Below are 15,711 nucleotides of genomic sequence, written 5' to 3'. Positions count from 1 at the left end.
ACCTTATTCAGATTTGCTAACGACAACTAAGGTGTCATCTTCGTTAATCAAGGTGTTTCCATTAGGAACGATAATATCATTACCACGCTTTATAATGGCGACCAAGCTATCAGGGTCAATATTAATGGCGTGGATTTTTTTTTGCCGCCAGTCGTGGCGAGTGTTTATGGTCATCTCATTGACTTCAAGCTTTACAACGTCTTGGTATCCTGGAGCGGCTATAAGGATGGTGTCGTTATACTCAATAACGGTATTGCCATTAGGGATAATGATGGTGTCATCTTTTAAAATTGCAATCACCAACATTTGAGGAGGCAGTTCCAAGGCTTTTAATGGGAGGAGATGCCAAGGGTGATCATGGAAGATAGGTAAGCGAATCAATTGAATGGAATTTTCTTCCTGATAATCAGTAAAGGTTGTCAAAACATCACCATCAGCATCAATCATATTTAACTTTCGGGCAACATAGGGTAAAAGCGTCCCTTGAAATGCGATGGAAAATAAAACAATACAAAAAACAATGTGAAAAACATCATGTTTTAAGTAAGCAGGACTTACCATAGCAATGATGGCAAAAACAATGGAAGAGGCACCACGAATCCCTGCAAAAGAGATGAGCCCAATCTGATTAAGAGGGCACCCAAAAGGCTTTAACAGTGTAAGCATTGTCACGGGTCTTGCAAAAAAAGTTAAGAAAACGGTGATAGCCAAGGCGGTTAATAAAATTTGAGGCATTTGGGAAGGGAAAGCTAAGAGACCAAGCAAAAAGAAAATACATATCTGTACAAGCCCTGTAAGTCCATCAAAAAAGTGAATAAGGATACGCTTGTTTTTAAAATGCTGGTTTCCAACGATAATGCCAAATATATAGGTGCTAAGATAACCGTTGCCTCCTATTTTTTCCGGCAAAGAAAAAGAGAGTAGTACCATCCCAACAAAGTATATAATCTCTAGACCATTGGATTTTAATTCAAAGCTTTGATATAGATAAAGCGTGATATATGCTAGTACAACAGCACACAAAGCTCCGATGACAAACTGACCGATAATCATGTAGACATATTTTCCATAACTTGCAGAGCCATTCATGATCTCTAAAATAATAAGCGTAAGCATATAAGCGGCAGGGTCGTTGCTTCCGCTTTCTAATTCAAGCAGCGGAGCGGTTTGATTTTTTAGTGCAAGCTTCTTGGATTTTAGAATAGAAAAAACAGAGGCAGCATCGGTCGAACTAACAACCGCACCAAGTAAAAAGCTCTCTAATAGATTGATGTTTAGAAGAAAATGACAAAAAAGCCCTACAAGTAAGGCGGTTATAAATACGCCAATCGAAGAGATGAGAAGGGCTCTAACGGCAACGGGTTTGGCTGTTTGCCAACGCGTACCAAAGCCGCCGTAAAATATAATGAAAATAAGAGAAATAGAGCATATGGTTTTAGCTAGCTGGTAATTATCAAAAGGTATACGAACAACACCGTCAGAACCAAAAAATACGCCTATACCCATAAACAGCAACAAGCTAGGAATACCGATTTTTTGTGAAAACTTGCTGCTGACAATTGAAAGGATAATAACAATGGATGAAATAAAAAGATGATTAATCATGAAAAGTCCCCTTTTTTATACTATATGAAAGATATACTTATGATACAGAATACACGTAATTGTGTGTATTTGCAATGATATTATAAAAAATGTGAAAATATAAAGAGGGGTATATTAAAATTGCGTGAAAATTCTTGGGTTTATTTAATGCTAATTGTTCATTTTTGGTGACAATTAATCATGAATAAGCCCTATTTTTAACTTTTTGTGTCAGATTTTTAACTTTTTCACCTTTTGTTTTCGTTATAATGCATATAAGAAAGTCAACGGAGGTGAAGAAAATGGGTGAAAACGTAGTACGGATGGTAGATATTGAAAAACATTTTCCAGGAGTACATGCATTAAAAGAATGTTCGTTCGAGCTTGATAAAGGAGAAGTCCACGCACTCATCGGAGAAAATGGTGCAGGAAAATCAACGCTCATGAAAGTGTTAACCGGTGTTCATGATAAGAATGGCGGAAAGATTTATTACAAAGGAGAAGAAGTGGAAGTACATTCTCCTAAAGCAGCTCAAGACTTAGGTATTAGTATTATACATCAAGAGTTAAACTTAATGCCGGATTTGACAGTTGCAGAAAACATTTTCATCGGACGTGAACCCATGCGATTTAAAGGCCTGTTTTGCGATACTGCACTGCAAAACAAAATGGCAAAAGAATTACTAGATAATATGAATGTGAAGATTGACCCAACGGTCAAGGTGGATCGATTAACGGTTGCTCAACAACAGATGATTGAAATTGCAAAGGCGTTATCCTTTAATTCAGAAGTGTTGATTATGGATGAACCGACAGCGGCGTTAACAGAGGCTGAGATTGAAGAACTTTTTAGAATCATACGAGAACTTAAGGCAAAAGGTGTTGGTATTGTCTATATCTCACACAGAATGGAAGAATTGAAGAAAATATGTGACCGAGTAACGGTAATGCGTGATGGTGAGTATGTCGGCATGCGCAACATGAGTGAAGTGACAATTGATGAAATCATCACAATGATGGTTGGACGAGAGATTTACGAAGAGGTTCATGATTTAGAACGTGAACAAAGCAGTGACATTATCCTTGAAGTCAAAAACTTAACACGTGGAAAAAAAGTCAAGGATGTCAGTTTCCAATTAAGAAGAGGAGAAATCTTAGGTTTTGCCGGGTTGATGGGTGCGGGACGTACCGAAGTTGCAAGATGCCTATTTGGAGCTGATGCAAAAGATAGTGGAGATATTTTTATCAAAGGTAAAAAAGTCAATATACGTTCTCCAAAAGATGCAGTAGCTAATGGAATCGGATACTTGTCAGAAGATAGAAAGCGTTATGGTCTTGTCTTAGGACTAGATGTTAATACGAATATTGCTATGGCGACGATGCCAAGATTTAGTAATCAGTTTGGATTTTTAAAGGAAGACCAGGAAGTGGTCAATGCATCAAAATATATTGAAGCATTAGATATCAAAACGCCAAGTGGAAAACAATTGGTTAAAAATCTCTCAGGAGGAAACCAACAAAAAGTAGTTATTGGAAAATGGTTAACGAGAGACTGTGATGTTCTAATCTTTGATGAGCCTACACGTGGTATTGATGTTGGTGCTAAGAGCGAGATATACAAATTGTTAAATGAACTAGCCGATCAAGGTAAGTCGATTATTATGATTTCATCAGAATTGCCGGAAGTTCTTCGGATGAGCCATCGCATTATGGTTATGTGTGAAGGAAAGATCACTGGAGAATTAAAGCGAAATGAAGCTACACAAGAACGAATTATGACATGTGCGACGGATCGAACGGCATAGAATGGAGGAAAAAATGGCGGATGTAAGCATGACACACAAAAAAAGCTTTTTAAAATCAGGAGCAGCTCAAAAATTATTGGCACTTGGAGCATTAGTACTACTCATCTTATTTTTTACATTAGCATCACCAGTGTTTATGACAAGCTCTAACCTTATTAGTATATTATTGGCTACAGCAGTTAATGGTGTTTTGGCTGTAGGTGTAACCTTTGTTATTATCACCGGAGGAATTGACCTTTCAATTGGTACCGGGATGACGTTTGCATCAGTAATGACAGGGGTGGCGATTACCTTTTTAGGTTTGCCGATTTTTGTAGGTGTGATTGTAGGGATTCTTACCGGAGCACTTATTGGATTTATCAACGGATTTAATGTAGCTAGATTAAAGATTCCGGCGTTCATTGCAACGCTAGGTATGATGATGATAACAAAAGGATTATCCCTAGTTATTTCAGGAGCAAAACCAATTTACTTTATTGATACACCACAATTTGCAAATATTTCAAAAGCAACTTTTTTTGGAATTCCTTCAGGAGTGATCATCTTCTTTCTTGCGGCGATACTTGCGCATATTATTCTAAACAAAACGATTGTTGGACGATTTAACTTTGCGATAGGTAGTAACTTGCAAGCAACAAGATTATCTGGAATCAACACAGAACGATGGTTAATTATTATTCACAGTTTAACAGGTGCTTTTGTGGGACTAGCCGGAGTGCTTATGGCAGCAAGATTAAATTCAGCGCAGCCGGCATTAGGACAAGGATATGAGCTAGACGCCATTGCAGCAGTTGTTATTGGTGGGACATCTCTTAGTGGAGGTAAAGGAACAATCTCTGGAACCGTTATTGGTGCCTTCATCATGAGTGTATTATTAAATGGATTACGTATCATGTCTGTACCTCAAGAATGGCAAACAGTATTAACAGGAGTTATTGTTATTGTAGCAGTATTTGTTGATATTTATCGACGTAACAAGCAATCTGCGTAACAGACAATCAACAGGATTTGTAACAAGGAAACTTGTTCAAATATACTAAGTTCATTATGAGAAATAAAAGGAGGAAACAAGGTATGAAAAAAGTAGTAAGTATAATGATGGTTATGATGTTAACATTAGCGCTTTTAGCAGGATGTGGGAAAGAGGAAGCGACAGATAACGCATCAGACAATGCAACGACAGATACAACGACGGCAGCGGAAGATACAGCAACAGAAGATACAGCAACGGATGAAGCAACAGACGATGAACCACTTTACATTCCAATTGTTTCAAAAGGTTTCCAACATCAATTCTGGCAAGCAGTTAAAAAAGGTGCTGAACAAGCAGCAGTTGATTATGGCGTAACCATTACTTTTGAAGGACCAGAAACAGAAGCTATGGTTGACAAGCAAATCGAAATGGTTGAAGCAGCTTTAAGTAAAAATCCAGACGCATTATGTCTTGCAGCACTAGATTCAAAAGCGGTTATTCCACTTATTGAAAGAGCAACAGAAGAAGGTATTCCGGTTATAGGTTTTGACTCTGGTGTGGATAGTGAGCTTATCGCAGCAACAGCAGCAACAGACAACTATGCAGCTTCTATGTACGCAGCAGATAAAATGGCTGAACTTATCGGCGAAGAAGGAAAAATCGGAATGGTTGTTCATGACCAAACATCAAAAACAGGTGTTGACCGTCGTGATGGATTCAAAGATCGTATTGAAGACAAATATCCAAATATCGAAATTGTAGACATTCAATACGGAGATGGTGACCAATTAAAATCTACAGAAGTAGCCAAAGCAATGTTTACTGCACATCCAGACTTAAGCGGTTTCTTCGGATCTAATGAAGGTTCAATTGTTGGTGTTCTTAATGCCATTCGTGAAGTTGGATTAGAAGGTAAAATCGTTGCAGTAGGATATGACTCAGGTAAAGCACAAATGGACGCAGTACGTGAAGGCGTTATCGCTGGTTCAATTTCTCAAGACCCAATCGGTATTGGATACAAAGCAGTTGAAGCGGCAGTTAAAGCTGTTAACGGTGAAGAATTAGAAGAAAACATCGATACAGGATTTGTATGGTATGATGCAAGTAATATTGACAGCGAAGATGTATTCCCTGTGCTTTATGAATAAACTATAGTATAATAACATTAATAATATAATATTAAAGTCTTAACACAACATACTCTTAGAATCTAGAGAGTTATGTTGTGTTAAAGGCATACAAAGGAGAAAAGTTATGGAAAAAAAATTCAGATTGAACGGTAGCTTACCAAAAGTTGGAATTCGACCAACCATTGATGGTCGTCGTCGTGGAGTGCGTGAATCTCTAGAAGATCAAACAATGAACATGGCGAAAAATGCAGCGAAATTTATCGAAGAAAATTTACGGCATGCGAGCGGAGAGCCTGTTGAGTGTGTTATTGCAGATACAACTATTGGTGGCGTAGCAGAAGCGGCAGCATGCGAAGAAAAATTCCAACGTGAGGGCGTTGGCGTATCCTTAACAGTAACACCTTGTTGGTGTTATGGTACAGAGACATTGGATATGAATATGATGCGACCAAAGGCAATCTGGGGATTTAATGGTACAGAGCGTCCAGGTGCAGTTTATCTTGCGGCAGCAGCAGCAGGACATGATCAATTGGGTCTTCCTGTATTTACCATATATGGTGAAGATGTTCAAGATAATGATGATACAACTATACCGGCAGATGTTCAAGATAAGATGTTGCTTTTCGTGAAGTCTGCAATCGCAGTAACAACAATGCGAGACAAGGCGTATTTATCTGTTGGAACTGTTTCAATGGGAATCGCTGGATCTATCGTTGATAATAATTTCTTTAATGATTACCTAGGTATGCGTAATGAGTACATTGATATGTGTGAAATCTCTCGCCGTATCCAAGAAAAAATATATGATGAAGAAGAATATGAGAAAGCTATTGCATGGGTAAGAGAAAATTGCCAAGAAGGACCGGATTATAATAAAAAGCCATTTAGCCGTGAACAACTTGATGAGTACTGGGAATACGTGGTTAAGATGACGATTATCTTTAGAGACTTAATGATTGGAAATCCAAAACTTATTGAGCTAGGCTTTGCAGAAGAAGCGTGCGGACATCATGCAATTGCAGGGGGATTCCAAGGACAACGTCAGTGGATTGACTATCTTCCAAATGGAGACTTCTTAGAGACGATGCTTAACTCATCTTTTGACTGGAACGGTATTCGTGAGCCATTTGTTGTGGCAACAGAAAATGATAGTTTAAATGGTGTGCCTATGTTATTTGGTCATCTACTTACCGGAACTGCACAGATTTTTTCTGATGTACGTACATACTGGAGTCCAGAATCTGTAAAACGTGTGACAGGTCATGAATTGGAAGGAAAAGCGGCCAATGGAATTATTCACTTAATTAACAGTGGTTCAACAACGCTTGATGGAACCGGACAACAAAGTGATGCTAACGGACAGCCAGTCATGAAACCTTATTGGGAAATTAAAGAAGAAGAAGTTAAACGTTGTATAGATGCAACACGTTTTTGTCCTGCGAATAATGAGTACTTCCGTGGTGGTGGATACTCTGCAAACTTTACAACACGTGAAAACATGCCAGTGACAATGTCTCGTGTCAATATCATCAAAGGATTGGGTCCTGTACTACAAATCGCTGAAGGATATACAGTAGAACTTCCAGGCGATGTTCATGAAGTGCTTAACCAAAGAACCGATCCGGCATGGCCAACAACATGGTTTGCACCAAATCTAACAGGCGAAGGTGCATTTAAGGATGTATATTCTGTAATGAACACATGGGGAGCGAATCATGGTGCTATCAGCTATGGACATATTGGAGACCAATTAATCACATTAGCATCAATGCTTAGAATTCCTGTAAGTATGCATAACGTTGATGAGAGCCGTATCTTTAGACCAAAAGCATGGAGTGGCTTTGGAACAAAAGATTTGGAAGGTGCAGATTTTAGAGCGTGCCAGACATATGGAGCGTTATACAAAAAATAAGCTAAGGAGGTTCTTTGATGCAAGTATTAGCCTTTGACCTAGGTGCAAGTAACGGACGCGCGATTGTAGGGGAATACAATCGCGGTAAGATTGTTCTTCATGAAGTGCATCGTTTTGCAAATAATCCGGTAAGAATGAACAATTATATGTATTGGGATTTTCCGCGATTACTCTTTGAATTAAAGACAGCATTGATTAAAGCAGAAAACCAAGGATTTAAAATTCAAAGTGTTGGCATAGACTCATGGGGAGTAGATTATGGAGTTCTTGACACCCAAGGAGAGCTTATGGGTAATCCGATTCATTATCGCGATGAACGGTGTACTAGAGGAATGGAACTGTTGTTGGAAAAGTATGATGAAGAGACGTTAAAAGAAAATACAGGTATGGATCTTGTTTCTTACAACACGATTAACCAGTTTATGGTTGATCGCTATATTCGCTGGGATCAAGCGGCCGCTATTTTAAATACACCGGACTTATTTAATTATTTTTTAACAGGAAAAAAATTATCAGAGTATAGTATGGCAACGACCACACAGCTTTTGGACTACAAGACGATGGATTGGAACCAAAAACTTATGGAGGATCTAGGGTTTAACCGTTCCCTTTTTATGCCAATTACGCCATCAGGTACGAATCTAGGGGCAGTCAAAGAGGAGATCACAAAAGAGCTAGGTGTTCAGACGTTTGATGTGATATCTGTAACAAGCCATGATACGGCGCTGGCTCTTCAAGGATTACCGATGGAGGATGATTATCTTTTTATTGCAACAGGTACCTGGATTATTGTTGGGTCCAAGCAAGAAAAGATGACCATGAATGCCAAAGTGATGGAGTATGGCTTGACCAATGAAGGTGGAAGATATCCATCAGTTAACTTGTTGAAAAATCATGTGGGTCTGTGGATTTTACAAGAATCTAAGCGCTATTGGGAAAACAATGGTATGAATATTGGCTTTGGTGAAATGGTTGAAGTTGCACGTGAAGCATCCATTAATAGTATTATTGATATTTATGATACGCGATTCTTTGAACCGGGAGATATGCCGGTTAAAGTTCAACAGTTTTGTCAAGAGACCAATCAGCAAGTGCCAAACACCGTTGGTGAAATTGTTCGCGTCATTGAAGAGAGTCTTGCCAAGCAAATAGCCAAGACTTTGTCAGAGCTAGAAGAAGCAGTAGATAAACATTATGACCAAGTATGTATGTTTGGAGGCGGTGTGAGGGATCAGTTACTTTGCCAGCTGATTGAAAAATACAGCAAGAAAAAGCTGATTTTTGGATCGAAGGAAGCTACAGCCCTTGGTAATATTACAGAACAATTTATTGCATTAGGAAAAATCAAAGAAGATGAGCGTGTGCAAGTGTTAGAAGCATCGCTATAAACAACTAACTAAGTTTGAAAAACATAAGCTTGTATTAACCATTTTGTTGATGCAAGCTTATGTTTTTTATATGAAAAAAAATAGAACTTTCACATAGTTGAATTTTATTAGTTGATAGCTGAATAAATTTTAACAATGAATAATAAATTTCCCTTTTAGATCAACTTCTCACATTACTATAGCAACAAATATGCAAGAGTATTAAAGGAATAACCAATAATCAAAATTCCGATAGTAACAATTGAAGTGAATGTGATTAATAATTTGGTTTTTACTACTTTTTTTAACAAAATCATTGAAGGTAATGACAGTGCAGTGACAGCCATCATAAATGCAAGGGCAGTACCAATCCCCACTCCTTTTAGAACAAGAGCTTCAGCTATCGGGAGTGTTCCGAAAATATCTGCATACATAGGTACTCCGACAAATGTAGCCAATACAACAGAATACCATTTGTCCTGACCTAATACAACTGAAATTGCTTCCTCTGGAATCCAGTTGTGAATTGCAGCACCGATACCAACACCAATTAAGATGTATAACCATACTTTTTTAATAATATTGAGGACTTGGTCATTAGAATAATGCATGCGGTCTTTTGCTGTTAAGGATTCTTGTGGTACATCTGTGACTTTATTATTGAAGACAAAAGGTTCAACATATTTTTCAAGTCTTGCCTTACTGATAATTGTTCCACCGATAACTGCTAACATCAGTCCTACTAAGACGTAAGCAATAGCAATTCTCCAGTTAAAGATGGATGCCAATAACAATACAGATGCTAAATCAACCAGCGGGGACGAAATTAAAAAAGAAAAAGTAACACCAATAGGTAGTCCTGCACTTGTAAAACCAATGAAAAGCGGGATGGATGAGCAGGAACAAAAAGGTGTAATAGTACCAAGGAGTGCACCAACAATATTAGCGGTAATGCCTTTGAAATTACCGAGGATTATCCTGGTTCTTTCAGGTGGAAAGAAGCTTTGGATGTAAGAAATAGTGAAAATGAGAACAGATAATAGTATGAAAATTTTTATTACGTCATAGATATAAAAATGAATGCTTCCGCCTATTCGTTCATTAACATTTAGCCCAAATACATCTTCTACTAATTTTCTAACTAATTCTGACAACCAATTCATTTTAAGTAACTGGTCATTTAACCATTTGAATATAAACATAATAACCTCCTATTTATTTTAGATTCAGTATACGTGTTCTTTGTTTCTAATTTTCCTATATCAGATTTGATCGTGGGGGTATAGATCTTTATGTTCTATGATATGCTCCAAATTTGCTCTAAGCAAGTTGTCAATTAGGTGTAACTTGTAATAGACATATTTTTCCCTGCAATCATCCTAAACTAGGTTTAAATCTCTAAAGTTAGCTAAATTCTTGGTTGTGGTGCTCCGATGATACCTGACAACTGACATACACATATACACATATAAGAATATGTACATAATACACCGGTGTGATTTTATTGTCAAGGCAAATCATATGAAAAATTTATGTAAATTTTTTAATAGACACATTGACATTTATCGATATATAAGTTATCATATCGATAAATGTCAATGTAATAGGAGGTACTATGGACGATTTTAAGAATACAGCACAAATATTCAAGGCATTCTGTGATGAAAATCGATTGCGAATTATTAAATCGCTTCAATCAGGTGAAAAATGTGCGTGTACGCTTCTTGAAGAAGTGTCGATTGCTCAATCAACTTTATCCCATCATATGAAAATCTTACTTGAGAGCACCATTGTTAGTAGTAGAAAAGAAGGGAAATGGACTTATTATAGTTTATCTGATGCTGGGTGCCATCATGCGAAGAAATCATTAGAGATTATGCTTGAAAAGTCAGGTGACTATAAAACATATGTTATATGCACATAGTAGAGTTTATGTTTAGAAATTGAAAATGGAGGAAAAACCATGAAAATAGTTGTTATTGGAGCGGTAGCTGCCGGTACTTCAGCAGCAGCAAAAGCTAGAAGGAATAACGATCAAGCCCAAATTGTTATTTATGAAAAAGATCAAGATATTTCTTATTCAGGGTGTGGATTGCCTTACTATATAGGTAATGAGGTTAAAGAGATTGCAGAACTGACACCTAGAGATGGTGACTTTTTTAAGAAGAAGTACAATATTGATGTTAAGATAAGACACGAAGTCATTGAAATTAAACCTCATCTGAAGAAAGTCCTTGTTAAGGATTTAGTATCAGAAAATATATTTGAGGATAACTATGATAAGTTGGTTCTAGCAACAGGCGCAAGATCATTTATGCCTGAGGTACCAGGTATTGAAAAAGAACATGTCTTCTCTCTTAGAAATGTACAGGAGGCTATTAGAATTAAGTGTTTTATTGAAAAAAAGAAACCCCTGAGAGCTGTTATTGCAGGTACAGGTTTTATCGGATTTGAAATGCTTGAAAATCTTCTTAACTACAATATGGAAGTATTCATTGTTGAGATGATGAATAAAATTACACCAAACCTTGATATTGACATGGCAACTTATCTGGAAAATCTACTTACGGATAAAGGTATTAAGATATTGAAAGAGACTAAGATTCAATCAATTAGGGATACAGAGGTCACTCTAAGCGATGGCCAATCCTTAGATGCAGATATGGTGATTATGGCGACTGGGGTTAGACCCAATGTGGAGCTAGCAAAAAAAACTGGTATTCAAATAGGATCAACTGGAGCGATAAAGGTAAATGCAGATATGTCGACGAACCTTGAAGATGTCTATTCCTGTGGAGATTGTATTGAAACCTTCTCTCAAATTACCGGAAAACCTGTTTATCGGCCACTTGGTTCAACTGCGAATAAAACGGGAAGAATTGCAGGTGATGCGCTAACAGGTGGAACGCTTAGATATCAAGGTAATCTTAGTACCGGTATTTTCAAATTGTTTGATATGACCATTGCTAACACCGGACTGTCAGAACAAGATGCGAAAGCAGATGGTTACGATGTTATTGTAAATCATAATATCAAACCAGATAAACCTGTTTATTTTCATGGGGAAGAAATGGTTATTAAGGGCATTGCAGATCGTTTAAGTGGACGACTCCTAGGTGTTCAGATTATCGGCGCTGAAGGTGTTGATAAACGCATTGATGTATTCGCGACACTGATTACCTATAAAGCTAAAGTAGAAGACCTCTTTCATTTGGATCTTGCTTATGCGCCACCGTTTTCAACAACAAAAGATCCGATTCATTATACCGGTATGATTCTTGATAACGCTATTCATAAGGAGAGAAATATTATTACATCGGAAGAAGTTAGAAATAATCAAGAAGACATACAGATTATTGATGCAAGAAGTGAGAATGATTATACAAAAAAAGGGCGCGTGGATGATGCCGTTAATTTACCGCATCCAAAACTCAGAGATAGCATTCAAAGTTTGGATCCGAATAAGAAGACGGTCACCTATTGCAATAAAGGCGTGACCGGTAATGCAGCTCAGAATATTCTAATCAATCACGGTTTTAAAGATGTCAGTAATCTATCAGGAGGACATAAATTTTATAAAGGAACCAATACTAGTAAATAACAATATAAATAACAAGAAAAAACAATGGAGGATTATGATGAAAGTTATAAAAATATATGAACCATCGATGTGTTGCTCAACAGGCGTTTGTGGACCTAGTGTCGATACCGAATTATTAAGAATTACAGCGTTAATGAATCAACTCAATAAAAATCAAAAACAAATGGAAAGATATAATCTTACAGATCACCCAATGGTCTTTGTTGAAGAACAAATAGTGAATCTATTACTTAATGATAAGGGAACAGATGTATTACCCATTACAGTTGTAAATGGGAAGATTGTAAAAACAGGCGCTTATCCTTCAAATGATGAAATTGAAAAATTCTTATCAATAACATTAGAGGATAAAAATGTTGAAAACACAAAAAGTTCTTACTGTTGTAACGATGGCTGCTGTTAAGGTGGTGAAAACATGATTGAAATATTTGATATTAAGAAGATTGAACTTACAAAGTATTTGTTTTTCACAGGTAAAGGTGGTGTCGGGAAAACTTCTACAGCTTGTGCAATAGCCGTCGCTTTAGCTGATCAAGGAAAGAAAATTATGTTAGTTAGTACGGATCCAGCCTCAAATCTACAAGATGTGTTTAATACAGACTTAGACAATAAGGGTGTTGCAATTAAAGAAGTCCCTAATTTGACAGTTGCAAATTTCGAACCTGAAGTAGCAGCGAAGGAGTATAGAGAGAGTGTGGTTGCACCTTACCGTGGGAAACTATCTCAAGCAGTCATTGAAAACATGACAGAACAATTGTCGGGTTCATGCACTGTAGAGATCGCGGCTTTTAATGAATTTACCTACTTTATAACAGATGAAAGTATATCTAAGGCCTATGACCACATAATATTTGATACAGCACCTACTGGCCATACCTTAAGACTGCTCCAATTGCCATCAGCTTGGACTGATTTTATCTATTCAAATAAAACAGGAGCCTCTTGTCTAGGTCAACTCTCAGGTCTAGGTGAAAAAAAAGAAGTGTACAAAGGAGCGGTAGAAGTACTGGCTGATAGTAAACAAACAACCCTTATACTTATATCAAGACCAGAAGAATCACCAATGTTTGAAGCTGCGAGGGCTTCAGATGAGCTGAATGCTATGGGGATAAAAAATCAGTTGTTAGTAGTCAATGGTGTACTAGATAATGTAGATGATTGCTTATCCAAGTCAATAGCAGATAAGCAACAACAAGTTATGAACAACATGCCTAAAGCTATCTTAGATCTACCTATATATAAACTTTTGCTTAAACCTTTTAATATTGTAGGTTTAGAAGGATTAAGAGGTATGCTAGAAGAGACTAGTAGTTTATTTGAGAGTGATAAAAAAATACTAAAACCTACAAAGCAACTAGATGATATTGTTGAAGATATTTATAAGAACAAGAAAAAAATAATTTTCACTATGGGTAAAGGTGGCGTTGGTAAAACCACCTTAGCAGCATCTATTGCAATGAAATTAACTGCGAAAGGTGAAAAGGTCCATTTGACAACAACCGATCCTGCAGCCCATGTAGATTTCATTGTAGAGGGCTATGAGGGGATAACCGTTAGTCATATAGATGAAAAAGAAGAACTTGAGAAATATAAGAGGGATGTCCTTAGAGAAGCTGAGAAAACAATGAGTCAAGATGATTTAGATTATATTATGGAAGATCTTAGATCACCGTGTACACAAGAAATTGCAATTTTTAGAGCTTTTGCTGAAGTGATTAATCGCTCTGAACATGAAATTGTTGTTGTGGACACAGCGCCAACCGGCCATACCTTGCTTTTATTAGATTCAACTCAAAGTTATCATAAAGAGATTGAAAAAGCCAATGGTTCCATTCCAGAAGCCGTCATAAAACTTTTACCTACGTTAAGAGATAAAACATATACAGAAGTTATTATTCTAACCCTACCCGAAGCAACACCTGTTCATGAAGCAAAGCGCCTTCAAGAGGAACTTGAAAGAGCGGGACTTTATAACAAGTGGTGGCTTGTAAATAATAGTTTGTATCAAGCAGATACGACGAACAGTACTTTAAAAGTAAAAGGGTACCAGGAAGTCGCTTGGATCAATAAAATCCATGATTATACATCGGGAAATATTGGTTTAGTACCTTTTATCGGTGACAGTTTAAAAGGACAGCGATTGTTATATCTGTAAAACAAAAATAATAAATAGAAAAGAGGAAAAAAATGAGCAAGCAAAAACTAGAAGGAATTAGTTTCTTTGAACATTATTTAACATTGTGGGTAGCACTTTGTATGGTTGTGGGTGTTATGATTGGAAAATTTTTACCATTTATTCCTGAGCTCTTAGGAAAATTTGAATTTGCCAATGTGTCTATACCGATTGCAATTCTTATCTGGTTAATGATTTACCCGATGATGATGAAAGTTGATTTCAAGAGTATCAAAAATGTTGGAAAAAATCCAAAAGGTTTATTTGTGACTTGGGTCGTCAATTGGCTTATTAAGCCCTTTACTATGTTTGGTATAGCCTATCTATTCTTTAATGTCATTTTTAGTGGTGTTATTAGTGAAAGCTTAGCTTCTGACTATTTGGCAGGAGCAGTTCTTCTTGGCGCAGCGCCTTGTACAGCGATGGTATTTGTATGGAGTCATCTGACGAAAGGTAATGCAGCCTATACAGTCGTTCAGGTTGCGACCAATGACTTGATTATTTTGGTCGCTTTTACTCCAATCGTTGCCTTTTTGCTTGGTGTTAGTGGATTTAGTATTCCTTGGGGAACATTACTTCTATCAGTTATATTATTTGTTGTGATTCCACTTGCCGGTGGGGTTTTTACAAGAAATACAATGATTAAAAATAAAGGGGAAGAGTATTTTGAAAATACTTTTCTACCTAAATTCAATAATGTAACCATTACAGGTTTGTTGGTAACATTGATACTGATATTCTCATTTCAAGGATATGTTATCTTGGAGAATCCATTGCACATCATTCTAATAGCGATTCCATTGATTATTCAGACAGTGCTAATCTTTGGCATAGGATACGGTGCAAGCCGTGCGCTTAAGCTACCACATGATATCGCAGCACCTGCAGGAATGATTGGAGCATCTAATTTCTTTGAACTGGCAGTAGCCGTAGCGATTGCTCTTTTTGGAGCAGATAGTCCTGTGGCGCTGGCTACGATAGTAGGGGTTTTGGTTGAAGTTCCGGTTATGCTGATGTTAGTACGATTTGCAAATAAGACAACCAACTGGTTTCCGGTGAAACAATAAGCTAGGTTGTTATAGAAGCCACTAGAGTGGCTTCTATATTCGCTATCGTATCATCAAAACATGATATGATGATGTTGCTGGAAGGAGTGTTTATATGTA

The 15,711-nt window shown here is 37.1% G+C and carries 12 protein-coding genes; 10 read left to right on the top strand and 2 right to left on the bottom strand.

Annotation, left to right across the window (positions count from 1 at the left end):
* Positions 1–3: 3 nt before the first annotated feature.
* Complete coding sequence (locus tag QBE53_15820; GenBank protein ID WZL81245.1) at positions 4–1,605, bottom strand: potassium/proton antiporter; 1,602 nt, start codon at positions 1,603–1,605, stop codon at positions 4–6.
* A 281-nt stretch (positions 1,606–1,886) separates the two neighbouring features.
* On the opposite strand from QBE53_15820, the gene gguA reads away from it, so the two are divergent.
* The 5 genes from gguA (at position 1,887) to QBE53_15795 (ending at position 8,792) form a co-directional block, all read left to right on the top strand.
* Positions 1,887–3,389: a sugar ABC transporter ATP-binding protein gene (gene gguA, locus QBE53_15815; protein WZL81244.1), complete on the top strand. Its 1,503-nt coding sequence runs from the start codon at positions 1,887–1,889 to the stop codon at positions 3,387–3,389.
* Between the two features lie 13 nt (positions 3,390–3,402).
* On the top strand, positions 3,403–4,380 hold the full coding sequence (locus tag QBE53_15810; protein ID WZL81243.1) for an ABC transporter permease: 978 nt from the start codon (positions 3,403–3,405) through the stop codon (positions 4,378–4,380).
* An 83-nt stretch (positions 4,381–4,463) separates the two neighbouring features.
* On the top strand, positions 4,464–5,510 hold the full coding sequence (locus QBE53_15805) for an ABC transporter substrate-binding protein (GenBank protein WZL81242.1): 1,047 nt from the start codon (positions 4,464–4,466) through the stop codon (positions 5,508–5,510).
* 106 nt (positions 5,511–5,616) lie between these two features.
* Positions 5,617–7,404, top strand: a complete 1,788-nt coding sequence (locus QBE53_15800; GenBank protein WZL81241.1) for an L-fucose isomerase — start codon at positions 5,617–5,619, stop codon at positions 7,402–7,404.
* 17 nt (positions 7,405–7,421) lie between these two features.
* A complete protein-coding gene (locus QBE53_15795) occupies positions 7,422–8,792 on the top strand; it encodes a rhamnulokinase (protein WZL81240.1) in 1,371 nt (456 codons plus the stop codon).
* A gap of 176 nt (positions 8,793–8,968) precedes the next feature.
* Here QBE53_15795 and QBE53_15790 read toward each other — a convergent pair whose 3' ends face one another.
* On the bottom strand, positions 8,969–9,973 hold the full coding sequence (locus QBE53_15790; protein WZL81239.1) for a permease: 1,005 nt from the start codon (positions 9,971–9,973) through the stop codon (positions 8,969–8,971).
* Positions 9,974–10,386: 413 nt separating this feature from the next.
* On the opposite strand from QBE53_15790, the gene QBE53_15785 reads away from it, so the two are divergent.
* The 5 genes from QBE53_15785 to arsB are packed head-to-tail and all read left to right on the top strand — an operon-like array spanning position 10,387 to position 15,612.
* The gene (locus QBE53_15785; GenBank protein ID WZL81238.1) at positions 10,387–10,695 is read left to right on the top strand and encodes a metalloregulator ArsR/SmtB family transcription factor; all 309 of its coding nucleotides are present in this window, start codon (positions 10,387–10,389) and stop codon (positions 10,693–10,695) included.
* A gap of 39 nt (positions 10,696–10,734) precedes the next feature.
* Positions 10,735–12,372 carry an FAD-dependent oxidoreductase gene (locus QBE53_15780; protein ID WZL81237.1) on the top strand — a complete coding sequence of 546 codons (1,638 nt, stop codon included), beginning with the start codon at positions 10,735–10,737 and terminating at the stop codon, positions 12,370–12,372.
* Between the two features lie 34 nt (positions 12,373–12,406).
* Complete coding sequence (arsD, locus tag QBE53_15775; protein ID WZL81236.1) at positions 12,407–12,775, top strand: arsenite efflux transporter metallochaperone ArsD; 369 nt, start codon at positions 12,407–12,409, stop codon at positions 12,773–12,775.
* A 12-nt stretch (positions 12,776–12,787) separates the two neighbouring features.
* Entirely contained in the window at positions 12,788–14,527 is a 1,740-nt protein-coding gene (gene arsA / locus QBE53_15770) for an arsenical pump-driving ATPase (protein WZL81235.1), read from the top strand.
* A gap of 32 nt (positions 14,528–14,559) precedes the next feature.
* A complete protein-coding gene (gene arsB, locus QBE53_15765) occupies positions 14,560–15,612 on the top strand; it encodes an ACR3 family arsenite efflux transporter (protein ID WZL81234.1) in 1,053 nt (350 codons plus the stop codon).
* Positions 15,613–15,711 lie beyond the last annotated feature (99 nt).

This window comes from Vallitaleaceae bacterium 9-2, assembly GCA_038396585.1.
In the GTDB taxonomy this organism is placed as follows: Bacteria; Bacillota; Clostridia; order Lachnospirales; family Vallitaleaceae; genus UBA1351.
This window is presented reverse-complemented; position numbering and strand designations above follow the sequence as displayed.